General features: G+C 56.3%; 22 protein-coding genes. 9 read left to right on the top strand and 13 right to left on the bottom strand.

All coding sequences use genetic code 11. The features are described 5' to 3' along the window. Nucleotides 1–202 precede the first annotated feature (202 nt). Nucleotides 203–790, top strand: coding sequence for a DUF4352 domain-containing protein (locus H8K20_RS10850; protein WP_186488415.1), 588 nt, complete (start codon nt 203–205; stop codon nt 788–790). Between the two features lie 154 nt (nt 791–944). On the opposite strand, the gene H8K20_RS10845 is transcribed toward H8K20_RS10850, so the two are convergent. The 3 genes from H8K20_RS10845 to H8K20_RS10835 form a co-directional block, all read right to left on the bottom strand. Then, nucleotides 945–1,412, bottom strand: coding sequence for a hypothetical protein (locus H8K20_RS10845; protein WP_186488414.1), 468 nt, complete (start codon nt 1,410–1,412; stop codon nt 945–947). A gap of 211 nt (nt 1,413–1,623) precedes the next feature. Next, the gene (locus H8K20_RS14085; RefSeq protein WP_186488557.1) at nt 1,624–2,019 is read right to left on the bottom strand and encodes a hypothetical protein; all 396 of its coding nucleotides are present in this window, start codon (nt 2,017–2,019) and stop codon (nt 1,624–1,626) included. 284 nt (nt 2,020–2,303) lie between these two features. After that, nucleotides 2,304–2,516: a helix-turn-helix domain-containing protein gene (locus tag H8K20_RS10835; RefSeq protein WP_186488413.1), complete on the bottom strand. Its 213-nt coding sequence runs from the start codon at nt 2,514–2,516 to the stop codon at nt 2,304–2,306. A gap of 183 nt (nt 2,517–2,699) precedes the next feature. On the opposite strand from H8K20_RS10835, the gene H8K20_RS10830 reads away from it, so the two are divergent. The 3 genes from H8K20_RS10830 (at nt 2,700) to H8K20_RS10820 (ending at nt 3,600) form a co-directional block, all read left to right on the top strand. After that, nucleotides 2,700–2,975: a hypothetical protein gene (locus tag H8K20_RS10830; RefSeq protein ID WP_186488412.1), complete on the top strand. Its 276-nt coding sequence runs from the start codon at nt 2,700–2,702 to the stop codon at nt 2,973–2,975. Between the two features lie 233 nt (nt 2,976–3,208). Further along, nucleotides 3,209–3,415: a hypothetical protein gene (locus H8K20_RS10825; protein WP_186488411.1), complete on the top strand. Its 207-nt coding sequence runs from the start codon at nt 3,209–3,211 to the stop codon at nt 3,413–3,415. After that, nucleotides 3,412–3,600, top strand: a complete 189-nt coding sequence (locus H8K20_RS10820; protein WP_186488410.1) for a hypothetical protein — start codon at nt 3,412–3,414, stop codon at nt 3,598–3,600. The genes H8K20_RS10825 and H8K20_RS10820 overlap by 4 nt, the downstream gene beginning before the upstream one ends. A gap of 477 nt (nt 3,601–4,077) precedes the next feature. On the opposite strand, the gene H8K20_RS10815 is transcribed toward H8K20_RS10820, so the two are convergent. After that, a complete protein-coding gene (locus H8K20_RS10815; protein ID WP_407938510.1) occupies nt 4,078–4,560 on the bottom strand; it encodes a GNAT family N-acetyltransferase in 483 nt (160 codons plus the stop codon). Nucleotides 4,561–5,072: 512 nt separating this feature from the next. Beyond that, nucleotides 5,073–5,783 (bottom strand): YjjG family noncanonical pyrimidine nucleotidase, encoded by a 711-nt coding sequence (locus H8K20_RS10810; protein WP_186488408.1) that lies wholly within the window; start codon nt 5,781–5,783, stop codon nt 5,073–5,075. Between the two features lie 2,476 nt (nt 5,784–8,259). Between H8K20_RS10810 and H8K20_RS10805 the strand changes: the two genes are divergently transcribed. The 3 genes from H8K20_RS10805 to H8K20_RS10795 are packed head-to-tail and all read left to right on the top strand — an operon-like array spanning nt 8,260 to nt 9,935. Beyond that, on the top strand, nt 8,260–8,883 hold the full coding sequence (locus H8K20_RS10805) for a TlpA family protein disulfide reductase (RefSeq protein WP_105205412.1): 624 nt from the start codon (nt 8,260–8,262) through the stop codon (nt 8,881–8,883). Continuing rightward, complete coding sequence (locus H8K20_RS10800; protein WP_186488407.1) at nt 8,876–9,034, top strand: CD1871A family CXXC motif-containing protein; 159 nt, start codon at nt 8,876–8,878, stop codon at nt 9,032–9,034. Before H8K20_RS10805 ends, H8K20_RS10800 begins: the two co-directional genes overlap by 8 nt. Further along, a complete protein-coding gene (locus tag H8K20_RS10795) occupies nt 9,027–9,935 on the top strand; it encodes a 4Fe-4S binding protein (RefSeq protein ID WP_186488406.1) in 909 nt (302 codons plus the stop codon). Before H8K20_RS10800 ends, H8K20_RS10795 begins: the two co-directional genes overlap by 8 nt. A gap of 179 nt (nt 9,936–10,114) precedes the next feature. On the opposite strand, the gene H8K20_RS10790 is transcribed toward H8K20_RS10795, so the two are convergent. Beyond that, nucleotides 10,115–11,050: a nucleoside hydrolase gene (locus H8K20_RS10790; protein ID WP_186488405.1), complete on the bottom strand. Its 936-nt coding sequence runs from the start codon at nt 11,048–11,050 to the stop codon at nt 10,115–10,117. A 428-nt stretch (nt 11,051–11,478) separates the two neighbouring features. Here H8K20_RS10790 and metG point away from each other — a divergent pair, with 428 nt between their 5' ends. Both metG and H8K20_RS10780 read left to right on the top strand, forming a co-directional pair. Next, a complete protein-coding gene (metG, locus tag H8K20_RS10785; protein WP_243206445.1) occupies nt 11,479–13,440 on the top strand; it encodes a methionine--tRNA ligase in 1,962 nt (653 codons plus the stop codon). Between the two features lie 93 nt (nt 13,441–13,533). Next, nucleotides 13,534–14,304, top strand: a complete 771-nt coding sequence (locus tag H8K20_RS10780; RefSeq protein ID WP_105205416.1) for a TatD family hydrolase — start codon at nt 13,534–13,536, stop codon at nt 14,302–14,304. Nucleotides 14,305–14,458: 154 nt separating this feature from the next. Here H8K20_RS10780 and H8K20_RS10775 read toward each other — a convergent pair whose 3' ends face one another. From H8K20_RS10775 to H8K20_RS10745, 7 genes are all read right to left on the bottom strand, one after another. Next, nucleotides 14,459–15,370: a PfkB family carbohydrate kinase gene (locus H8K20_RS10775; RefSeq protein ID WP_186488403.1), complete on the bottom strand. Its 912-nt coding sequence runs from the start codon at nt 15,368–15,370 to the stop codon at nt 14,459–14,461. Then, nucleotides 15,363–16,313, bottom strand: a complete 951-nt coding sequence (locus H8K20_RS10770; protein WP_105205418.1) for a carbohydrate kinase family protein — start codon at nt 16,311–16,313, stop codon at nt 15,363–15,365. The genes H8K20_RS10775 and H8K20_RS10770 overlap by 8 nt, the downstream gene beginning before the upstream one ends. Continuing rightward, nucleotides 16,310–17,293 carry a carbohydrate kinase family protein gene (locus H8K20_RS10765; protein WP_186488402.1) on the bottom strand — a complete coding sequence of 328 codons (984 nt, stop codon included), beginning with the start codon at nt 17,291–17,293 and terminating at the stop codon, nt 16,310–16,312. Before H8K20_RS10765 ends, H8K20_RS10770 begins: the two co-directional genes overlap by 4 nt. A gap of 227 nt (nt 17,294–17,520) precedes the next feature. Next, on the bottom strand, nt 17,521–18,348 hold the full coding sequence (locus H8K20_RS10760) for a hypothetical protein (protein WP_186488401.1): 828 nt from the start codon (nt 18,346–18,348) through the stop codon (nt 17,521–17,523). Nucleotides 18,349–18,379: 31 nt separating this feature from the next. Continuing rightward, a complete protein-coding gene (locus tag H8K20_RS10755) occupies nt 18,380–19,627 on the bottom strand; it encodes a glutamate-5-semialdehyde dehydrogenase (RefSeq protein WP_186488400.1) in 1,248 nt (415 codons plus the stop codon). Continuing rightward, nucleotides 19,620–20,420: a glutamate 5-kinase gene (gene proB, locus H8K20_RS10750; protein WP_105205422.1), complete on the bottom strand. Its 801-nt coding sequence runs from the start codon at nt 20,418–20,420 to the stop codon at nt 19,620–19,622. Before proB ends, H8K20_RS10755 begins: the two co-directional genes overlap by 8 nt. Before the next feature lie 880 nt (nt 20,421–21,300). Further along, nucleotides 21,301–22,764 (bottom strand): amidohydrolase, encoded by a 1,464-nt coding sequence (locus H8K20_RS10745; RefSeq protein WP_186488399.1) that lies wholly within the window; start codon nt 22,762–22,764, stop codon nt 21,301–21,303. Between the last annotated feature and the right edge of the window lie 523 nt (nt 22,765–23,287).

The following is a 23,287-nucleotide window of genomic DNA, read 5'->3' as shown; positions in this document are numbered from 1 at the left end:
GACCAGTTTTATTTGGGACTCCCATATTATTTACACCAAGCGTAAAAGTAAATATTACGTCTGTAACCAGAAATTTAGGTGCCATTTTTAAGTCCTCTTGTTCTGAAATATACGCTATGATAAAATAAACGAAACTATGTGTAACCGAAAGAAATGTCTTATCGGCTGCGATTCAATTTTCAAAAGATGGAGGATATGAAATATGAAAAAAGTAGTTGCTCTGATATTATCTGTCATGTTGTTGGGGATCTTAGTAGGTTGCACCAATGACACTAAGATTACTAACAAAGGTCCTGAGGCCAGCAATTCTGCGAGCGCTCAAACACCTACTGGAAATGAGGTGACTGCAAAGGACGGTTTTGGCGAGGGGCGCATGGGAGATATCATGCACACATACTTTTTCGATTATACAGTTAACAGTGCCTATGTGGACACTGCCTACGAAGATTATACTCCAGCAGAAGGAAACGAACTTTTGATAGCAGAGGTCACAGTAAAGAATACCAGTCGCGAAAGTATCGAAATGTACGATACTGATTTCCAGTGCCAGTGGAACTCAGATGGCGAAGACGACTATAGCTTTCCAATTACAGTAAATCATCAAGAATCCTCTGGGAAACAATTGCCAGAAACCTATACACTGGCTGTAAACGAGACAGTCGTAGGACTTTTGGTATTTGAAGTGCCTGAAGGTAATTGTGATTTTTCTATTTCTTATGAGGAGACTTTTGAAAGTAAGAATGAGGGTAATCTATTCTTTGTTTACTTTACTGCTGAAACCGATAAATGAAGTTCTGACACAACCTAATCGTAGGTAATAAAACAAATGAGAGGGAGTATAGCGTACTCCCTCTCATTTGTTTTGCTCGATTTCAATCAAAACTCCATTTCAAAATACCATATATGTTATCTAAGTCTTAAAAATTCAAGATAGGCCCAAAATACTATGATCCTTGCAGTATTTTTTGTATCCATACTGTCTCCAATACATCATATACGTACTGGTTTGGACTTCCAGCAGTAAAATATGCCGTATTGTCTCCGCCTAACATCTTTACTGCAAACGCACCGACTGCACATGATCTTGATTGGCCTGCATAGCAGTGGACCAGCAATGTATCGACTCTTTTGCATTCTTCAATAAATGAAATTGCTTTTTTTGCCATTTCGTCTGTAAAAAGAACAGCGCCCTCTACTTCGCGTACGATATCATCAAAATAAAGGGTGAGAACGCCTTTACAGAACTGATTTTCTGTAAAGGTAAATCCAAATCCATCTGTATGTGTATCCTGAATGGAGATAACAGCATATGTGTCTTGGAGTTCTGCCATTTCCTTCAAACCCGCAGGATAGTAATGCTGCATAACATATTCAACCGCATCAAAAACCGATTTTACCAAGACCCGTTTCATAAAAAAGCATCCTTAATCACTTTATATTGTAGGATCGATATTAGTACATGTTTTTCTGATCGTACCCGAGATTATAAAATATGGTGCTCTATGCTCTTGCTTAAATCGCCCAGTATGACCCGCTCATCGTCAAAGGATATCAGCATAAGCAGCGGGTTTCCACTGCTCAACAGGCCTTGCAGATTGCCACATGCGATATACTGAACAGCCATTACCGTTTACCCTCATCGCTGGGGAATGCCTCGCCTGTAACGGGGTTTACACCAAGGGAAATACCTGTCTCGTCTCGCTTAGACTGCACAAGCACAGCGCGGTTCACATATTCCGCCACGCTTTCCCCTGTCGTTCGCACGATCTTGTGTATCGCCTTTAATGCCTCGGCACACAGCATATCCCCAATAGGGGCAGAAGATACAGGCGCAATGCCTGAAATATCTCGCTCTATAGTTTCGGAAATAGAACGATTTATAAAGCCGTTGGTGCTTTCTCCGCGCGCCTCTGCATGAGCCTTTATTTCAGCTTTGCGGCCTTGGGGCATGGTTAAATTTACACGGTCGTATGCTTTGGCATTCCATCTATTATTGGCTTTTGTTCTTGCGGTACCCATGGTTTCACCTCCACGTTTATTATATACTATACAATACACTTGTGCAAGTGTATAAACCGTACTTGCACAAGTGTATAATTGTACTTGCATAAGTACACGCACATGATTGTACTTGCACAAGTACAATGGAGACATGTTTTCGCAGCATTTGCAGGGCAGGAAAAAGCACCCGCTGTACGGTCCAAAACAGGCCATGCAGCGGGTGCTTTTGGTGTGGGCAGTGTGATTCGTTTTCAGCTAAAAGCTTTGAATAACGGGCATACCTTCGGGGCGTTGGGTGACCGTCATTGCTCGCCCTCCTTGATGTTCTCCATAATATCGGCAGGCTGGCAATCAAGGGAATTGCAGATTTTTTCTATTACTTCCGTTGTCACAGTATCGCCTTTAGACAGTTTGGCAAGAGTGGGCGAAGAAATACCGGCAAGGCCAAGTAAATCTGTTTTTTTTAGCCCTCTCCGTTGTAGCAAATCAAAGAGTTTATAATATCGAATGCTCATATGCTCTCACCTCTTTCTATAAATTAGTATACACTAATAAAAAATAAATGTCAACTAAATAAAATTAGTAAAGATTAAGAAAATATTTGCAAAAGCTATTGACGAACAAATCAGCGTATGCTAATATATATTTAGCGAAAGCAAAATAAAAACAAAACAACGTTAACAAAAGGAGTAGGCACCATGAGCACGAACGAATTTGCAAGCAAGGTACAGGCTATCAAGGAGCTGCAAGTCATGGCCGACGAGCTGGCCGCAGAGATCGAGGCGGCCAAGGACGAAATAAAAAGAGAAATGGAGGCGAAAGGTACAGAGAAGATTATAGCCGGGGCTTTCAAGGTGCGGTACACCACGGTCAAAGCGACCAGATTTGACAGCAGAGCCTTTAAAGCCGACCACGCCGACTTGTACGGACAGTACACGAAGCAGACCGAGAGCCGCCGGTTTTCCATCGCATAGGGGGCGGCAAATGGTAATAGGAATTGGCTGGCTGCTCCTGTTTCTGGCGGCAGCATACAGCGACGGAGGCGGGGCCGGGTGGCTGCCGCTGGCCTGTATAGGGCTTGCCCTTATGATCTGTGGGCAAAGAAAAAAGCTGCCTACGACGCGGCAACGTCGTAAGGCAGCAAATGGAAATAGAGATATACATATTGTACTGCACCCGCAAGCCGGGCGCAAGGGGGTAAAACAAAATGTCCTATATAGAAATTAGCAAGCGTTTTGTAGACATACTGCTGGATGAGTACCGGCGGGAATACGGGGAAGAGCCATCAGACATAAACAAACAGCTGTTCCTATCCTGCTCGCGCTGGGCAGCACAAGCGTATAGCGAGGGTTTCACAGACGGCATGAACGCCGCACACAATACAATAACCGCACAGGGAGGACAAGTGAAATGAGCTATAGAGAGAACGTGGGGAAGAGCGCAGAAGAGATACTAGCAGACTACACAAGACAGTATGGCAAAGAACCGAAAGGTAATCTAAAAGACCTCTTTTTGCTTTTTGTAAACGGTACATCAGCGGCATATGAAGAGGGCTTTCAGGATGGCTTGAACGCCGCACGAACACAAGAGAACATATAGGCAGTACACCCGCTGTAAGGGCTATAACAAAGCGTTATACCTCCTTGCAGCGGGTGCTTTTATTCCCCCCCTGTATGGCTCGATTTAAGGGCATACGCGGGGGCCGGTGTGGGGAACCCTTTCCAACTCTGCCCCCATAAAAGAGAAAAGGGGTGTGGTGGCAATTGGTGGCCCATGGCGCAATGTAGCACCCTTTTTACCTCGCCAAAATCTCGCTTGTTTTTTACAAAGCCATCAGCCCCAATTATTGGCGTAGTAGCAGGCTTTTTCGCTCTTTCTGGTAGTTGTTACAAAAGGTCGAAAAAAAGTCTACAAAAAACGGCTATTTTCACCCGCTGAAAAGGCAGTGCAGGGGGGTGGTGTTTCGCCACCCCCCTATGAAACTTGTCAAAACTAGACTTCCCGAGCACTTAACAAAACTTAACTATTTAGCATAACAGCAAATGAAGCCATGGTATTTAATTATCTGATTTTTGTTCATATTATAGAAATCCAATATCGTTGAATAACACCACTTTCACTTAACCCTACTGTGTCAATGATTTCTTTTTCCAACACACCGCCATTTTTTAAAATCGTTTTCTGTGACGCTTTATTATTTTTATCGCAGGTTAATAAAACTCTATTTTCTCCAAACTCATGGCAAATAGGTAAGATCAATCTAAGCATTTCTGACGCATAGCCCTTCTGCCGTTCTGATGGACGAACACTATACCCGATATTGCCGCCGAAATTAAAAAGGAAGTCAGATAATGGGTGGCGAAAATCAATCATACCGACAACACGATTATCTTTTTGCCGTATAGCTAAAAAGATCTCTGATGGAACATATTCGCCTTTATATTTTGCTTTTAGTCTTGTTTCAAAATCAATCCATTCTTGAAAGGATTGAACATCTTCAAGCCCTGCACACCCGTCAAAACTATCTCCATTTTGCGCCAATTCTTCTTTGTATGACATAACTTGTTCTGCGTATTGTTTAGATGGCTTAACTAATAACAACTTACACGACATATCTATTACCCTCGCAAACATCAGATTTGTCTTTTATTATATTATACGTTATTTTTTACAAAAGATAGGAAAACGCGACCTTTGAAAAAATAGCGCTGTCCGGTCCTGTGGTCCGTCAGATGGGGTAACGAATGAGTACCCCATGGGCAACGATGGCAGCAATCGTACCCGCTGAATGTGTGGACAGGTGAAACGCCTACCTATTGTAACGGAGGACATTTTTGTCCATAACCTACCCCAAACCTCTTGTACATAAGGGGTCACCAATTCAGTGACCCCCTCGCACTTATGGGTATCCCTAAAATGGAGACCCCCAAAACCTAGGGGGTCGCATTTTGCTACCCCCCGCCGCGTTTGTGGGTATGTCCAAAATAGACACCCCCCTAAGCACTATGGGTCCCACCCGCTGAAAGAGCGAAAACAGGCCTAAAAAACCAAAAGTGAGGTAAAAAGTGCGGTCAATCAATTTTGTGGGCGTGCTCTTCACCAAGAACAATTGCCAATAAATCGCATAAATTCGCTATTCTATAGGTGATCTTTAACCCCTTATCCGACTTGCGTCCGGTGGGCTCGTACCAGCAGGTGTCCAGCCCGGCCTGCTGGCCGCCCAGCATGTCCGCGTGCAGCGTGTCCCCCACCATCAGCGTGCGGGCAGGGTCCAACTGCGGCAGATGCTCAAACACATAGTCAAAAAACTGCCGGTGTGGCTTCTGCGACCCGGTCTCATCCGACACAAACGTTCGGTCGATATAGGGCAGCAGGCCCGAGCGCTGCATGCGGCTGTGCTGGGTGGCGGTGATCCCGTTGGTCACCACCACCATGCGCACCTTGCCGTACAGCGCCGACAGCACTTCTCCGGCCCCCGGTATGGTAAAGCCACCCTGTCCCAGCTTCTGCATAAACAGCCGGTTTAGCGTCTTTGGGTCACCGGGCAGCTGCAGGTGCTGCAGCGTGCGGGCAAAACGCAGCTGTTGCAGCTGCTCCTTGCTTACTTCTCCGCGCTCAAACTGCTCCCACAGCGCATCGTTATACCGCCGGTACACCCGCTTTATCTCCCGGTCATAGGGCAGCCCGTTCTGTGCAAAAGTATAGTGCAGTGCCACCTCCTCACAGGCGTCAAAGTCCAGCAGTGTGCCATCGGCATCCAGCAGTAGCGTATCGTAAAGCATAGGTCCTCCTGTCAGTAAGTATGATCACAACAAGACCGGTCTCCCCGGCGCACCTACCGCGCGCATGGGGCGCGTTCCGCGCCGTCCCGGTCATCCTCTCTAACGGCCAGTTCTCTGCCGTCCCGCGGCCCATGTTCCGCCACCGCGCAAGACCGGCGGTAGGCGGCGCACATCCCACTTTCTTCCGGCCACTCTCTGCATCTCAGGCAGCCTGCACCGCCGGGCAGCTCTGTCCCTGCTCCGGCAGTGTCCCGTCCGGCACCCTGCTTTTCGCCGGCAAAAGCCAAAAGGCGGACGCGTTCCCCCACTCTTCATTCCTCATCTCTCAGTTCCAATACCGCTGCCTGTGTCTTGCCCTATGGCCGTATGCTCTCTGCCGGGCAAGCCGTCGGCAGGCGGGCCTGTTTCATACATAGTGCAGAGAGAGCGGGCGTTTAAAACCGTGTGCGGCGCCAGCAGCTCACCGGCGGCTCACCAGCAACCCACAAGCAGACCAGCACTGACCCAACGCCGATCCGAGACCAGCCCAACACCAGCCCAACTCCAACCCAAAACCAGCCCAACATCATCGCCCGTTTTTGCCTATTCTCCAAAAAGATGTCCGTTGGGCCGCTCTCTTTTCGCCTTTCTTTTCCTCCCTCACCCCGCGCACAGCGGTATATGGGGGCAAGGTGTCCACACCGGCTCTCTCCGCGGCACAAACCGGACCAAACAGCCGTTCTCCCCAGTCACAAAATGGTCCTCTCCTCAAGGTGTCCCCACTCAAAAGCAAAGCTCTGCCAGTACCGGTCCACCGGCAAACCGGTTCACCAGTGCACCAGCACACCAGTATACCTGCACTTCTGAACAGCCGCACGGGTCACATTCTATTGGCCGGTATCCCCAGCTCCATATTGCCCGCACCGCCCGATACCGGCTTTTGCACCTACCTGTTCGGGCAACAGGCGCAGGGCAACAGCAAAATACATCGCGGATCGCCTAACAGAAGCTATAAAACAAATGATCTCCCACCACTACCCAGTTCTGTGCCGCTAAAGCTGCCTCGGCCCTGCTGCTCCCCACTTCATACCGTTCCTGCCAGCAGTTTTTCAGGGCCATCACCCTCCACCAGCTGCTCCCCGCACACCCCAGTATGCCCCTAGTCGATCACAGTCCCCACCACCGCCCACGCTCTGCTTTCGCCGTGCGCGGTCCCGACATTTTCCGCCCCCTATGCGCCGTACGGATTCGACCCCGCGCGGCTGGCGCACCTCCGCTCTCGGTGCATCGCTGCCGTTCTTTGGGGATCGCCGCGACCGCGCTGCCCAATAACGAGTAGTTCCGTCCCCGCAGGCGCCGGTTTTCCACGCAGTCGGCCGCCGTATCTATCCGCCTCTTTCTATATCATGTATCTCATATAATAGGCAGCCGCTCTCTTATCCGCATCCGGTCGGGCCGCCCCGCTACCTCGTCCACTGCGCAGCACCGCACCCATACATTCCGGCTCCCGCGCAGGTCGGCATACAGGTACACCAACATACCAGCAACCGGCACGCAGTAGACGGCCTGCCTTTCCCGGTATAGGCAGGTCTATTCTCCGGGCAGCGAGCTGTCATCACTACCGTGCTATTGTCGCCAGCTGTTGAGGGCCGTTTTCCCCCCTGACTACTGGGTCCACCGCCATTCACCGGTCTGTATATGCGCAGCTACCCCACCAAAAACCTGCCTGTACTCCGTCTTTCTCACACAGTACCAAACCGTACGCACACACATTTTTTACCCGCTCTAACAGGCGCCGCGTATTCCTAACGGGCACTGGCAGTCGCCGGTACCGCTCTGCCTGTCCGCCGTCTTTCCCGGGCGGCACCAGCCCGTGCGCACACGCGTTTTTTACCCGCTCTAACAGGCGCCACATATTCCCGCCAAGCAACAGCGGCCGCCGGTACCAGTCTGTATGTGCGCAGCCGGCCCCATCAAAGACCTGCCTGCCCGCCGTCTTTCTCACACAGCGCCAGCCCGTACGTACACACGTTTTTTACCCGCTCTAACAGGCACCACATATTCCCGCCAAGCAACAGCGGCCGCCGGTACCAGTCTGTATATGCGCAGCCACCCCGCCAAAAACCTGCCCGCCGTCGTTCCCGCACAGCACCGGCCTGCGCACACACACGTTTTTACCCACTCTAACAGGCGCCGCGTATTCTCGCCGGTGCCCGGCGGTCACCGGTACCACTTTCTAGGGCTATACTACCATAATCAAAAAGCCGGGAGCAGAGGCCCTACATTCACACATTTTTTAACGTTCCGTGAATTTTTCCAATATCGACTAAATTTGTCTATTTGTGTGCTATACTATTTGCAAAGACCGCCATATCGAGGTGGTCTCGGCACTGGTCCGGCAGCGCCGCCCGGCGTGGCTGCCAACTCTCCCAGTATACAGTATAGCACATCCATCCCCGCCGGCCCAAGCAGGCAGGCCCCCCAAGGAGGTATTTGTATGGCGATCTTTAAAAATCATCTTGCGCGCACACTGCCAGCTCTGGCCTTAGTCGGTCTCTTTCTGCTGGCCGGCTGCGGTGACAGCACCTCAGGCGGCAGTTCCTCAGACGGCAGTTCCTCGACTGCCTCCTCCGGCGCCGCCGACAGCAGCGCCACCAATACGCTCACCTCGTTTACCGCCGAGGGTCTGGACGGCAAGACCTACTCGCAGGACTATTTTGCCCAGTACGATCTCACCATCGTGCAGATCTGGGGCACCTTCTGCTCTCCCTGCATCCGCGAGATGCCCGATATGGTAGCTGTATCCCAGCAGTACGCCGACCAAAAGGTGGGCATCATCGGTATCGTCATCGACACCACCGATGTCGATGCCAACGTGCTCGAAGACGAGCTCGACGCCGCCAAAAAAATCGTCAAAGAGACCGGGGCCGACGGGTTCCCGCACCTTATCCCCTCTAAAAGCCTCATACAGTCCAAGCTGCAGTACGTTACCGGCACCCCCGAAACTGTGCTGGTCGACAAGACCGGCAAAGCGGTAAAGATCATCACCGGCATGCGCACCCAGGCCCAGCTGCGCAACGAGCTCGACGCCGCGCTGCAAAAGGTGGCCCAAAATGGATAGGCGCACCGGTCTCACCGTCCGCCGGCTGGCCGCACCGCTCCTTATTTTTCTGGGCCTTATCATGATGGCCGTAGGCGTCTGGCGGGGCGAGGTAGCCGTGGTGCTGCAAAAAGCCGTCAATATCTGTCTGGAGTGTATCGGCATTGGCTAGCAAAAAAGCCCGGGGCGGGCGGCTGCGGCTGTGGGTGCAGGCGGCCAGCGCGGCACTCTCCAACGGCTATCTGGTAGGCTTTGCCCGGGGCAACATCTTTAAGGGGCGCAGCAAGGCGGTCTGCCTGCCGGGGCTCAACTGCTACTCCTGTCCCGGTGCCATCGGCGCCTGCCCCATCGGCTCGCTGCAGGCGGTGTTGGGCCACCGCAGCTATCAGTTCGCCTTTTATGTGCTGGGCTTTTTAACGGTAGTAGGCGCGCTGGGCGGGCGTTTTGTCTGCGGCTGGCTGTGTCCCTTTGGGCTCATTCAAGATCTGCTCTTTAAGATCCCTTTTTTCAAAAAGCTGCGCAAGCTCCCCGGCGACCGCTTTTTAAAATACTTAAAATATGTCATGCTGGTGGTGCTGGTCATCCTGCTGCCACTCTACGCCGTCGACTTTTTGGGTCAGGGCAGCCCCTGGTTTTGTAAGTATGTCTGTCCGGCCGGCACGCTGGAGGGCGGTCTGCCGCTGGTGGCTGCCAACTCCGGCCTGCAGGCGGCGGTGGGTTGGCTCTTTGCCTGGAAAAATGCCATCCTCATCGCGGTCATCGTCCTCTCGCTCCTGGTCTACCGGCCGTTTTGCCGCTATCTCTGCCCGCTGGGCGGTATCTACGGGCTGTTTAATCCTATCTCCCTGTACCGCATCCGGCTGGATCCGGCCGCCTGCACCCAGTGTGGTGCCTGCCAAAAGGCCTGCAAACTGGATATCGATATCTTCCGCCACCCCGGCAGCCCCGACTGTATCCGCTGCGGCGCCTGTACTCGCGCCTGCCCCCACGGCGCCATCACGATGGGGATCACCTCTCCCTGTAAGAGCGGCCAAAATAGCCGCCACTGCAAAAAAGGCGATCGACTTGCCTAAAATAGGCCAAATTTACAATTTCGTAACAATTGTATACATTAAAACAGGGCGACAGATAGAAGCAGTTTCTATCTGTCGCCCCGCCTTTTTCCCGCCTATCATCTCCAACATCGGGGGCCCTACCGCCATGTAAACACAAAAAAGGCGGCTACCACAGGCAGCCGCCTTTTTTATCAATCTTACAGCATATGCTCCATCATCAGCTTTTTCATGCGGGGATTGTCCAGTTTTTTGCACATGGTAGCGTTGGGCTCTTTGCCCAGCGTGTTGGTCCAGTCACACACCACCTGGCCCAGCGTCTGCTCGCTATGGGTCTCTACGTAAGTATAGGCGTGCGGGGCCTCGATGATGAGGTCGGGCCACAGCGCCACCGCCATGGCCACCGGGTCGGCCATGTCCAGGCAGGGGTGGCCAAAACGGCCCTCGTTGAGCTCCATCAGGCACTTGTTGCAGCGGATACAAAAATGCGAGCACTCGGTCTCTTTATCCAGATAGGCAATGTCCTCCGGCTCCAGCATAGCGTCGCCGCAGCACATATCCCAACCCACATACACCTGGTCGATGCCCGATTTCAGCACTACATCGCAGGCCTCGGGGTCGGCCCAAATATTAAACTCAGCCACCGGGCTGACATTGCCGGGGGCAAAACCAGAGGTGCCCATGATATAGAGCTTTTTGATCTTTTTGGCGATGTCGGGCGCCTTGAGCACTGCCATAGCGATGTTGGTCAGCGGCCCCAGCGCCACGATCTCAAGTTCACCGTCGTATTTGCGGGCCATATCGATAATGATGTCGATACCGTGTCCCTCACTCAGCTGGTGGGCCGGCTCAGCCAGGTCCATATTGCCCATACCGTCCTCGCCGTGGGTCTCGTAGGAGTGGATGAGCTTGCGCAGCAGCGGCCGGTCCATACCCGCGTATACCGGGGGCATGTAGGTGCCCGCCACCTCGCAGGAGATCAGGGCGTTTTTGTTGGCCTGCTCAATGGTCACATTACCGGCAACGGTGGTGATGGCCTCGACTTTCACATCGTTGCACTTGAGTGCCATAATGATGGCCACCGCATCGTCGGAGCCGGTATCGGTGTCGATGAGGAAAATGCGCTGTTTATCCATTTGTGTACCTCCAGGTAGTCATAGCAATCCAGACCCCTGCCCTGTAAACAGCGGGCAGAAGTGCCAGAAAGGGGCTCGGGGCCACTTGCCCATGAGCCTTTGTTGTTATAACTTCCGGCAGGGGTGGGTGCACGGCGCCCCCGCCAACATTTTCATTTTACCAGTTTTTTTTAAACAGTCAACTGTAACACAAATTTTTGTGCACTTCACAGATTCGGCCGGTCCATATTTGTGAAGGATATAGGTGGACAGAACTAAAAATCGCCTGTTTTCCAAGGCGGCAGCGCAACAAATTGGCGGTTTTTTCTCAATTTAGAGGTGCAAAGAGCCATTTTTTGGCGCTGGGACTGCTGTTTTCACCTCTCGGTTGTGCTATAATGAGAAATACTGACATACATCAAACCAATTTTTTGAAGGAGGACTATAAAATGCGTGACAAAAACACATTTTATATCACGACGCCTATCTACTATCCGTCCGATAAACTGCATATCGGGCACAGCTACTGCACCGTGGCCACCGACGTAATGGCCCGGTACAAGCGAATGCAGGGGTTTGATGTCATGTTCCTCACCGGCACCGACGAGCACGGCCAGAAGATTGAGCAAAAAGCCACTGCTGCCGGGGTCACCCCCCAGCAGTACGTCGACGATATCGTGGCCGGCATCAAAGACTTGTGGAAGCTGATGAACATCTCTAACGACCGGTTCATCCGCACCACCGACGACTATCACGTCGAGTCGGTACAGAAGATCTTTCGCCGCCTGTACGAGCAGGGCGACATCTATAAATCTGTATATAAAGGCAAGTACTGCACCCCCTGTGAGTCGTTTTGGACCGAGAGCCAGTTGGTCGACGGCAAGTGCCCCGACTGTGGCCGCGAGGTGGTAGACGCCGAGGAAGAGGCGTATTTCTTTAGGCTCTCGAACTACGCCGACCGCCTGGTCAAGTACTATGAGGAGCACCCCACCTTTATCGAGCCAGCCTCCCGTTTAAACGAGATGGTCAACAACTTTATAAAACCGGGTCTGGAGGACCTGTGTGTCTCCCGCACCAGTTTCAGCTGGGGCATCCCGGTCGATTTTGACCCCGGGCACGTGGTGTACGTGTGGGTAGACGCCCTGACCAACTACATCACCGCCCTGGGCTACGAGAACGACCGCTACCACGACTTCGACAAGTACTGGCCGGCCAACGTGCAGTTCGTGGGCAAAGAAATTACCCGCTTCCACACCATCATCTGGCCGGCTATGCTCATGGCGCTAGATCTGCCGCTGCCGGGAAAAGTCTACGGCCACGGCTGGCTGCTGATGGACGGCGGCAAGATGAGCAAATCGTTTGGCAACGTGGTGGACCCTGAGATCCTCTGCCGCCGCTACGGCGTCGATTCTCTGCGCTATTTCCTGCTGCGGGAATTTCCCTTTGGCTCCGACGGCAACTTCACCAACGAGCTGCTCATCAACCGCATCAACTCCGACCTGGCCAACGACCTGGGCAACCTGGTGTCGCGCACCGTGTCAATGGTAGAAAAATACTTTGGCGGCAAGCTGCCCGCCGGCCGCCAGCACGAGGAGCTGGACGATGAGCTCATCGCCCAAGTCACCGGCTTAAAGGCGATATACGACGAGAGCATGGAGAAGTTTGCCTTCCAGCAGGCGCTCATCGACGTATTTAAAGTGGTGTCGCGCACCAACAAGTACATCGACGAGACCTCCCCTTGGGTGCTGGCCAAAGACGAGCAAAACAGCATTCGTCTGGCCACGGTGATGTACAACCTGCTGGAATCTATTCGGGTGTGCGCCACACTGCTCACGCCTTTTATGCCCGACACCGTCGAGAAGATCTTCGACCAGATCGGCGCCGACCGGGCCAGCGCCACCTATCAGGCGGCGGACAAGTTTGGGATCTTGCCCGAGGACGTGGCGGTGCAGAAAGGCGATACGCTGTTCCCCCGCATAGACGCCAAAAAAGAGCTGGCCATGCTGGAAGAGGAACAAAAGGCTAAGATGGCCGCTGCCCAGAAAGCAACAGCCGAGGAGGCCGCCCCCCAAGAGGAAGAGATCCCCGGTATCATCACCATCGACGACTTTTCCAAAGTGCAGCTTTTGCCCTGCGACGTGCTGGCCTGCGAGCCGGTAAAGAAGAGCGACAAGCTGTTAAAATTCAAGCTGTTCGATGGCCAGAGAGAGCGCCAGGTAGTATCGGGTATTGCCAAGTGGTACGCGCCGGAGGACCTGGTGGGTAAAAAATTGCTGGTAGTCGCCAACCTAAAGCCGGTGAAGCTGCGGGGCGAGATCAGCGAGGGGATGATCCTCTCGGCCGAGTGCGGCGACGACGTACAGGTCATCACCCTGGAGGGCACCATCAAAGCCGGCAGCAAGATCTGCTAGGCACCCTTTAGAACACAGAAAAATGCGCCGCATCAGCGGCGCATTTTTAAACGCTTTTCACTTTTATTTCAGCCATAAAAAAGGATGATCGCTATGACACAGATCTTTGACTCCCACGCCCATTACGACTCCAGTCGATTTGATGGCGACCGCGACCAGCTCATCGCCTCGCTGCCGGCCTGCGGGGTAGCCTACGTGGTAAACGCAGCCTGCGATATCGAGAGCTGCTACACCTCCCGCCAACTGACCGAGCGCTACCCTTTCTTTTACTGCAGTGCCGGCGTGCACCCCTTGTCGGCGGCGGAGGTGGTGGGCACCGATTACCTGGATGTAGTGCGGCGCTGTGCCACCGAAAACCCCAAGGCAGTGGCCATCGGCGAGATCGGGCTGGACTACCATTACGACGACCTGCACAGAGAGGCCCAAAAACAGATATTTGACGAGCAGATGGCACTGGCTGAACAGCTGGATATGCCGGTCATCATCCACAGCCGGGAGGCCACCGCCGACACGTTGGAGATCGTGCAGCGGCACCGCTGCCGAGGGGTGGTGCACTGCTTTTCGGGCAGTGCCGAGACCGCCCGCCAGTACCTGGACATGGGCTATTATGTGGGTTTTACGGGGGCAGTGACCTTTAAAAATGCCAAAAAGCCGGTGCAGGCGGCAGCCGCCGTGCCGCTGGACCGGCTGCTCATCGAGACCGATTGCCCCTATATGGCCCCTGTACCCTGCCGCGGCAAGCGGTGCGACTCTACCATGATCCCCTATACCGCCCAGGTGTTGGCAGATATCCACAGCGTGCCGGCAGAGGATATCCTGGCCTGCACTTTAGACAATGCCAAACGCTTGTTTGGCCTGTCATAAATATACTATTCGTAATTATTAGCAAGCAATATACAACTCTGCGGTTCAAAGGCAGGGGCGACTATTGACAGTCGTCCCTGCCTTTTCTGGCATATACATGCCTATATGTCTCCTGCAGATCGATCTTTTCCCAAAGGGAAACGGGGGCTGTTCGCTACTGCTTCAAAACCGCCTGCACAGCAGCCAGCGACAGGGCCGGATTTACCGTCTCCTCGCTCTGTAATGCCAAATTGGCGCAAGCGGTAGAGAATTCCAGTGTTGCGCGGCTGCTGAGGCCCTGTAAAAAGCTGTAGAGCAGCCCCGCCGTAAAAGCGTCCCCCGCCCCGGTGGCGCTGACTGCATGCGAAAGCGGCGGAGGGCTGTAGCGGGTGCGGCCGTCTTGACTAGCCCAGTAAGAACCGCCGGGGCCCAAAGTGACACAGAGGTTTTGCACCCCTCTGGCCAACACCTGATCGGCAATGCGGTCCAGATCGGTCTCGCCGGTCAGGGCCTGTGCCTCCTGCTGGTTGGCCTTTAGTGTGTGCAGCATATCCAGACAGGCGGCAGTCGGCTCTGCCAATGCCGGGGCGCCGATATCTAAAAAGATGGGCTTATCGCCATAATTTTGGCGGATATAATCGAGCGTGGCCGCCGGCAGTGTGGGGCAGATGAGCAGCACCTGCGCCTGGTGCAGCAGCTTCTGGTGCCGGTTCAGGTATTCGGGAGTGATGTAGCTGGTGATCTCGCCGTCGGCGGCGCCAAAATACATCTCGCCGTCGGGGCTGGTGATCCCCATGAACACCGAGGTGGGCAGCGCCTGGGTGACCTGCACCTGCTCACAGCCCAGACCGGCGGCGCGGCAGTCGCGCAGCAGCATCTGCCCCTGGGGGTCATCCCCCACACAGGAGAGCAGCTCTACATGGCCCGGCCCCAATAGCCGGGCCAAATTCTCGGCGATGTTGCGCACAATGCCCCCGCTGGAGGAGCGCACTTTAAAATCGGTGTTCTTAACGCCGGTGACGATGGGATGTCGGGCAAAACCGATGATATCGATGCTGGCCAGGCCGATACACACTACTTCAGCCACTGTGGGTCCCTCCTTTTTGATAGCGCTGCACCCACCGCAGCACCTTTTGATCGGTTAGGTCGGGGGCGATACACGCCTCGCAGGTCATGGTGATGGCGGCCGCCGCCTGACAAAAATCTACGGTCTGGGCCAGGTCGTAGCCCTGTGTGCGACAGTACTGGGTGGCGGCGGTAAAACAGTCGCCGGCACCAGTGGTATTGACCGGCTTAAGCGGCAGCGCCGGGCGCCGTACTCGTCCACCGCTCTGATCACCGGCCATAGCTCCATCTGGCCCCATAGTCAAAAACACACGGGTCGGCCCCATCTGCAGCAGCGCCTCCAGCATCTGTTCGGGGCAGTGTTTGGGGTCATCCTGCCCGACGAGGGCTGCCGCCTCGAACTCGTTTACCTTGAGGGTATCGATGCGCGCGAGATAGCGCCTGGCCAGCGCAGCGTGCTCGGTGGCCGAGACATCGACTACCTTGGGCACCTGGGGAAATTCGTCAAACAGGTAGTCCAGCGCATCGGGCTGCAGGCTCATACACATCATGACCGCCTCGGCCTCGGCCAGCAGCGCCCGGTGCTGGGCCAGGTAGTCGCCCGTGAGGTACTGGCAAATGCGCAGGTCGCCCACCGCCACACAGGTGTCACCGCTGGGGCCGTTGAGCAAAATACAGCTGCTGGAGGGGTGATCCGGGACCTGCCGCACCGCTGTGCAGTCGATGCCGGCCGCAGTACTGTCGCGCAGGATCTGCTGGGCGTACAGGTCATCCCCCACACAGGTGAGCAGCTTTGCCCGCCCCCCCAGGCGGCACAGGTTTTCGGCCATGTTGCGGGCGGCGCCGCCGGTATGGGCCGATAGGCGAAAGGTGGGGTTTTTATCTCCCAGCCGCACCGGCTGATCGGTGAGGCCGATGATATCTACACTGCTGTCGCCGATACAGACGGTATATCCCCCGCTCATAGAGCTTGCTCCCGGCGGCTCTCCACCGCGGCCAGCACCCGCTGCAGGGTGATCTCGCCGTTGACGGTGTCGGCGCTCTGCAGGGTGATCTCGGCGCAGGCCATCGCGAATTCCAGCGACTGCGGCGGGGCGTAACCGACCATGTGGCCGTAGGCGATACCGGCGGTGAAAGAGTCGCCCGAACCGGTGGTATTGATCACCGGCAGATCGGGGCGTGCAGCAGCGAACAGGCGCGTCCCGCGGGTATCGCGGTAATAGGCGCCCCGGTCGCCCAAGGTAATATACAGCTGTTTTACCCCCATGGCGAACACCGCCTCGGCGGCCATATCCAGATCGGGCTGTTGGCGCAGGGCGATACCGGTGAGCTCCTGCGCCTCGTACTTGTTGACCTTTAGGATATCGACCATCGCCATGCGCCGGCGCACGTTCTCTACCAGGCCGGCCGAATTCATATCCAGCAGTTTGGGGATGTGGGGCAGCTTGCGGGCGATGAAGTCTAGGCACTCGGCCGGCAGCGCCGGGCAGAGCACCAGCAGTGACGCCTGTTGGAGCAGCAGCATATTCTCCTCGAAATAGGCGGCGCCCAGCCGGTCGGAGCACAGCGCGTCGCCCAGTCCCACCAACATCTCGCCGTCGGGCTGGTCGACGCTGATAAAGGTATTGGAGGCACAGCCCTCCTCGATGCGTACCCGCGACATATCTATTCCGGCGTCGGCGCTGTCCTGCAGGATCTTTTGCCCGTAAAGGTCGTCGCCCACATTGGAAAACAGCACCGCACTGACTCCCAGACGGGCCAGGTTTTCGGCGATGTTGCGCATCATGCCGCCGCAGGACATCTTGACGAGGATATCGTTATTTTTCTCCCACAGCTTGATCTCTTGCCGGGAGAGGATCGCGATGTCGATACCGGTGGTGCCGCAGCAGGCTACAAACGGGCGCCGCCCGGCCACGTGGGTGTTGCCGCCCTGTATTTCGGCCATGTATTTTCCCCCTTTTTTCTGTGTCGCATGGGCAAAAACGCCCACAAAAAATGTGCATATTGCCGCATACGCACGCTGCCATCTCTACTTTTTTATAGCTATAGCATAACACAGACTTACCAGATGTCAACGGATTTTTTGTGGCCAAAACAGACACAGGCAGTGCATGGCCCCCGCGGGCTATGCACTGCCTGTTCGCTTTTATCTCTGCTCCCCCTGCTCCCCGGTCACTGGGCCTGTGGGGCCGTATTATCGGTGTCTTCACCGGTCTGGCCCTGCCGCTGTGAAGAGGCGGCGCTGGAGGAGGACTTAGAGGAACTGCTCTCGGCTCCGGATTTGGTCTTTTTCTGGTAGGAGGTGTCGTTTTCCAGTTTCTCGTCGTCTTCGGCTTCTTTTATAGCGTGTATGTAGTAGCTCTTACCGTCTTTTTGCAGCACATAGATCATGGTCTTGTCGACCTCTGGCGCATAGACATTGCCTTTGGCATCACCGGTCCAGGTACTGCCCGAGGGCACGTACCCCACCGTGAGGCGGATGACGTCGCCGCTCTTTTTCATCTTGGCCACATACGGGGTATAGTAGCCCATCATGCCGGCAGCCGGCAGGCGGTAGACCTGTTTTTCCTCGTCGTAGACAAAGAGCAGATCACTGCCAAAAGACTGGTGTTTGAGTTTCACATGGGTGCCGAACAGCTTGGCGCCGTACAGGTCGAGATCGGCCGCCGGCAGCAATACGTTGCCGGCATCATCGGTGGCGTAGCGGCTGGTATCCTCGTTTTTAAGCACCGCCCACATAGAGGACTGCAGCAAAAATTCTTCGCTGGCCTTGCCGGCGTCATCGAACGGGACCGGGTCGAGCATGACCACCGGCTCGAGATACTTTTGGTACTCCAGGCGCTCATCGCTGTCGTCAGTCAGCCACAACACGCCTTTTACCCCCAGTGTGACCAAAAAGATGGCCCCCAGCAGGGCGAGAGTCAAAAAGGTGTAGCCCACCGCGCGCACCCGCCGCCGCTTGACCTGCTGCGGGCTGGGTTTTACTTTATATCCTGGCAAAAAAGTCAACTCCTATCTGTGTGGGCCGCCCCTAGCGGATCTGGCCGTTACCCATGACGATGTACTTGTAGGAGGTCATCTCCCACAGGCCCATGGGGCCCCGTGCGTGCAGCTTTTGGGTGGAGATGCCGATCTCGGCGCCCATGCCGAACACGCCGCCGTCGGTAAAGCGGGTGGAGGCATTGACGTACACCGCCGCCGCGTCTACCCCGGCGGTAAAGATCTCGGCCGCCTTTAGATCGCGGGTGACGATACACTCGCTGTGGCCGGTGGAGTAGCGGGCGATGTGCTCCATGGCCTCCTCGATGCCCGAGACCACCTTTACCGAGACTTTGTAATCTAAAAACTCGGTGTCGTAATCCTGCTCGGTGGCGGGCTCTGCCCGCTTGCCCAAAATGGCACAGGTCTCTTTGCAGCCCACGATCTGCACATAGGGGTCCTCCATGGCGGCCGCCACCCGGGGCAGAAACTCGGCCGCCACCTGGCGGTCTACCAAAAAGCTCTCGGCCGCGTTGCAGACCGAGGGGCGCGACACCTTGGCATTTTGGGCGATGCGCACCGCCATATCGATATCGGCGCTCTTTTCGACGTAGATGTGGCAGTTGCCGGTGCCGGTCTCGATGACCGGAACGGTGGCGTTTTGCACCACAGCCCTGATCAGCCCCGCCCCGCCGCGGGGGATGAGCAGATCGAGGTAGCCGTTTAATTTCATGAACTGGGTAGTCACCTCGCGAGAGGTGTCCTCGATGAGCGTGACCATATTGGGATCGAGCCCCATCTGCTCGATGGCGCCGCGCACACAGGCCACGATGGCCCGATTGGAATCCAGCGCCTCTTTACCGCCCTTTAAAATTACGCAGTTGGATGTTTTTAAGCACAGTGCCGCCGCATCCAGCGTGACGTTGGGGCGGGCTTCGTAGATGATGCCGATGACCCCCATAGGCACCCGCACTCTGGTCATTTTGAGACCGTTCTCCAGGGTGCGGCCGTCCTCGACGCGGCCGATGGGGTCATCGAGCCCCGCCACCTGCAGCACTGCGTCGGCCATGGCCGCCACGCGGCTCTCGTCGAGCTTTAGCCGGTCGAGCATCGACTCGCTCATGCCGCCCGCCGCCGCTCTCTGCATATCCTGCCGGTTGGCGGCGACGATCTGCTCACAGCCCTGCCGCACTGCGCCGGCCACAGCGGTGAGCAGCGCATTTTTTTGCCCGCCGTCAAGCGCTGCCAGGCAGCGGTGAGCGGTCTTGGCCGCCGTGCCGATACGGGTGAGATCAGTCATGTACATCCACTCCTTTAAACAGCGTGCCCACCACTTTGCCGTCTACCACGTCGTAGAGTCGCTTGGGATCGTCACCGTTGATGATGAGCATGTCGCAGCCGCATCTGGTAGCGATCTCGGCCGCATTTATTTTGGTGACCATACCGCCGGTGCCCCGGCGGGAACCGGCGCCGCCGGCGGCACGGCGCACCGCATCGTCGATAACGTCGATGCGGGAGATGATCTTGGCATCGGGGTACAGGCGGGGATCCCTGTCGTAAAAACCGTCGATATCGCTCATGATAATGAGCGTATCGGCGCTCACCAGCTCGGCCACGATGGCCGACAGCGTATCGTTGTCGCCGAACTCGATCTCCTCGACAGCCACCGTGTCGTTTTCGTTGATGATGGGGATGACCGACAGCTGCAGCAGCCGCTCGAGCGTGTTGCGGGCGTTTTGGCAGCGGGCGTCGTCCTCGATGGCGTCGCGGGTGAGCAGCACCTGGGACACATTGTGGTGGTACTGGGAGAACTGCTTGTCGTACATGTACATCAGCTCGCACTGACCCACCGCGGCCGCCGCCTGTTTGGTAGGGGTATCGGACGGCTTGCAGGGCAGCCCCAGTTTGCTGACCCCCACGCCGATGGCGCCAGAGGAGACCAAAATGATCTCCTGGCCGGAATTTTTGATATCGGACAGCACGCGGATGAGACTCTCGATCCGCCGCAGGTTTAGATGGCCGGTCTCGTAAGTCAGGGTGGAGGTGCCCACCTTGATAACGATACGCCGTTTTTCTCTGTGCTCTGTCTGCACGCTGACATCCCTCTTTTGCAGCTAAAATACCGCTGCCCCGGCCGCCGGTCTACCGACGTGCGGGCGGCAGCCAAAACAGGGGCGTAAGAATACCCATATTGTAGCATATAGGCCTGTAAAAAGCAAAGAGGCAGACCGGTAAAAGCGGGCTGCGCCAGGGCTGCTTTGGAGCCGTGGCGGCGGGCGGACCGGACCGGCGGCCGCCCTGCGGCTGACGCGGCGCCGCGGCGTGCGATTTGGCCGCGCATTTATCGGTCAACCGCAACCCCGTACCACCAGCTGCGGCCCGCTGTTATGGAGCTCTGGCCGGCTGCCCTCGGTGCGTGCCGGCAGCCGCGGTGTTCGTGGGCGCGGGCGGCAGTGGACACCGGGTACACCTCTGCCGGACAGACCTCTTAAAGGCCCCCTACCGCGCATTGTTGTACTACCGACTTCATACAATCCTCCGCGCAGTGACCAGATATTGCCCATTTGCTGCCTGAAAAAAGCTATTTTAGCTCTGTTTGCGGGGTAAAAACAGGGGTCAGACGGCTATTTTGAGGTAGAAAACGCCTATTTTGGTGCAGTGGCTCTGACCGGATGGGCCGGGCCAATTGTAAACAAATTGTAAAAACGGCCCTTTTAGGGCCTAAATGAACGGTTCAGATCTGCTGGGGCCGGCGGCAGACGGGACAGGTCTGGGTAGGTGTGGGTAGGTATGGTTGGGGCAAGTGGAGAAAGTTGGGGCAAGTTGGGGATGTCGATTTATTAGCTGGCGGCGGCGCGGGGGAGCGGACAGAGCAGAGCGCCCCGGCACATGTGTGCCGGGGCGCTCTGTATCTGTTTTTAAAGGTCTGGGACGAGCACTGTTTTTTATATCTCCGTCAATGTAGACAGCCGTTTACAGGCCGGCCTCTTTGGCGCGCTGGGCCACACCGGCGGGCACGGGAGGCAGTACCTCGGCGGGGACGGGGCAGTTGTACACGCCGCCGGTCTCGGCCACCAGCTCCTGCCGGGCCTGCTCGGCCAGCGAGGGATCATCGATGACTTTGGCGGCGGCCAGAGCCATCACCTCGCCGGCTTTGAGCAGCCCTTTTTCGCCGATGGAGCTGCCGGTCTGGCCGGTGACCTGCCAGGTGTGGGGGGTGGTGCCCAGGCAGAAACCGGCCAGCATGACCTGGGCGGTGGGGGTGACGTAGCTGACATCGCCCACATCGGTGGAGCCGGCCATGGGGATACCGGTTATGTTGAGCGGCAGGATGGTGGTGTCCAGCGGGGCGGCCACCACCTCGGCCACCTTGTCGGCGCCGAAGCGCTTGGCCAGACCGGCCTCGATCTTCTGGCGCATCTCGGCCGGCTGGGACTGGAAGTACTGGGCGGCCAGCGCCTGGTCTTCGGCGGTAAACTCGGGGGCGCCCATCTCGCGCAGGGCGGTATCGATCACTCTGGTCATGGTGGGGTTGGGGATGTAATCGCTCATGCCGGCCTGGATCTCGATGTTTACCTGGGTGCCGCAGATGAGCGCGGCGCCGCGGGCCACATCTTTGACCCGCTCGAGGATCTCGGCCACCTGGGCATTTTTGGGGGCGCGCACAAAGTAGTGCACACAGGCGTGATCCTGCACCACATTGGGCGATGAGCCGCCCACATCGAGGTAGGCGTAATGGAGGCGGGCCTCGGGGATGATGTGCTCGCGCAGGTAGTTGACGCCCACGTTCATGATCTCGCAGCTATCCAGCGCGCTGCGGCCATCGTGCGGGGCGGCAGCGGCGTGGGCGGTGCGGCCGGTAAACTTGAATTTGACGCTGACGTTGGCCAGCGAGCTGGTGCCCCAGGCGCCGTTGACATCGAACGGGTGCCAGGTAAAGGCGGCGTCGACGTCGTCAAACAGTCCGGCCCGGGCCATAAAAGTTTTGCCCCAGCCGTTTTCCTCGGCCGGGCAGCCATAGAGCCGCACGGTGCCGGGCTTACCGCTTTTTTGCAGGTACTCTTTTACCGCTACCGCGGCGGCGGCAGAGCCGGTGCCCAGGGCGCTGTGGCCGCAGCCGTGGCCGCTCTCCTGCCCGGGAATGGGGTCTTTTGTGGGGCAGCCGCCCTGCTGGCTGAGCTGGGAGAGCGCGTCGTACTCGGCCAAAATGGCGATGACCGGCTTACCGCTGCCGTAGCTGGCCACAAAGGCGGTGGGGATATCGGCCACGCCGGTCTCGACGGTAAAGCCCTCGGCGGCCATGTAAGCGCACAGCGCTTTGGCGGACTGGATCTCCTCGTAGCCCATCTCGGCGCTCTGCCAGATGGTGTGGTGCAGGTCGCACAGGGCCTGACGACGCTGGTCAATGGCCTGTTTTACGGTGTTTTTGGCATCCATGATCAAGTATTCCTCCTCCGATAACGTGTGGGACCGACCGGGCCGGCCATGCCGGGCGCCCAGTGGGCGGCGGCGCTGGCGGGGCGGTCATACCGGGGGACCGGACCGGCCCCCCAAAGAGTTTCTGCATACAGTATACTATATCCCGCTGGCGGTTTGGGCGCCGACTGTGGCCGACGGCGCAACTTTGGTGCAGCCGCCAATTTTGACCGCACATTTTCGTGTTTTCCACCAGTTGGCCCGCCGCGGTGGAAAACCGGCACTGGACCGGGCCTGAAAGTAAAAAAGTGGGGGCCGCAACGGGTATGCAAAAAGGGCTCCGCGGCTAAGACATGCATACGGCCGCTGCGGTTTTATTGGGCGGCACCGGCGGAGCAACTGTGGGCCGACCAGACCCGGGCCCAGACAGAGAGCAGCGGCGGCAGGACCGGTAAGGTCTGCGCCTTTGCCGATCTTTTATTGGCACCGGATGCAGACGACATGCACAAGGCGGTGCTGCCAAAGCTGCTTTTTACTATGTGGT

Source organism: Neobittarella massiliensis (ex Bilen et al. 2018) (genome assembly GCF_014269355.1).
GTDB classification, from domain to species: domain Bacteria; phylum Bacillota; class Clostridia; order Oscillospirales; family Ruminococcaceae; genus Neobittarella; species Neobittarella massiliensis.
Note: the sequence above shows the minus strand (reverse complement) of the source record. Positions and strands in the feature narration are given on the sequence as shown.

Bases quoted from the DNA above. Each gene is read 5' to 3' on its own strand.
- H8K20_RS10850 (WP_186488415.1), top strand. From the start codon at position 203: ATGAAAAAAGTAGTTGCTCTGATATTATCTGTCATGTTGTTGGGGATC.
- H8K20_RS10845 (WP_186488414.1), bottom strand. From the start codon at position 1,412: ATGAAACGGGTCTTGGTAAAATCGGTTTTTGATGCGGTTGAATATGTT.
- H8K20_RS14085 (WP_186488557.1), bottom strand. From the start codon at position 2,019: ATGGGTACCGCAAGAACAAAAGCCAATAATAGATGGAATGCCAAAGCA.
- H8K20_RS10835 (WP_186488413.1), bottom strand. From the start codon at position 2,516: ATGAGCATTCGATATTATAAACTCTTTGATTTGCTACAACGGAGAGGG.
- H8K20_RS10830 (WP_186488412.1), top strand. From the start codon at position 2,700: ATGAGCACGAACGAATTTGCAAGCAAGGTACAGGCTATCAAGGAGCTG.
- H8K20_RS10825 (WP_186488411.1), top strand. From the start codon at position 3,209: ATGTCCTATATAGAAATTAGCAAGCGTTTTGTAGACATACTGCTGGAT.
- H8K20_RS10820 (WP_186488410.1), top strand. From the start codon at position 3,412: ATGAGCTATAGAGAGAACGTGGGGAAGAGCGCAGAAGAGATACTAGCA.
- H8K20_RS10815 (WP_407938510.1), bottom strand. From the start codon at position 4,560: ATGTCATACAAAGAAGAATTGGCGCAAAATGGAGATAGTTTTGACGGG.
- H8K20_RS10810 (WP_186488408.1), bottom strand. From the start codon at position 5,783: ATGCTTTACGATACGCTACTGCTGGATGCCGATGGCACACTGCTGGAC.
- H8K20_RS10805 (WP_105205412.1), top strand. From the start codon at position 8,260: ATGGCGATCTTTAAAAATCATCTTGCGCGCACACTGCCAGCTCTGGCC.
- H8K20_RS10800 (WP_186488407.1), top strand. From the start codon at position 8,876: ATGGATAGGCGCACCGGTCTCACCGTCCGCCGGCTGGCCGCACCGCTC.
- H8K20_RS10790 (WP_186488405.1), bottom strand. From the start codon at position 11,050: ATGGATAAACAGCGCATTTTCCTCATCGACACCGATACCGGCTCCGAC.
- metG (WP_243206445.1), top strand. From the start codon at position 11,479: ATGCGTGACAAAAACACATTTTATATCACGACGCCTATCTACTATCCG.
- H8K20_RS10780 (WP_105205416.1), top strand. From the start codon at position 13,534: ATGACACAGATCTTTGACTCCCACGCCCATTACGACTCCAGTCGATTT.
- H8K20_RS10770 (WP_105205418.1), bottom strand. From the start codon at position 16,313: ATGAGCGGGGGATATACCGTCTGTATCGGCGACAGCAGTGTAGATATC.
- H8K20_RS10765 (WP_186488402.1), bottom strand. From the start codon at position 17,293: ATGGCCGAAATACAGGGCGGCAACACCCACGTGGCCGGGCGGCGCCCG.
- H8K20_RS10755 (WP_186488400.1), bottom strand. From the start codon at position 19,627: ATGACTGATCTCACCCGTATCGGCACGGCGGCCAAGACCGCTCACCGC.
- H8K20_RS10745 (WP_186488399.1), bottom strand. From the start codon at position 22,764: ATGGATGCCAAAAACACCGTAAAACAGGCCATTGACCAGCGTCGTCAG.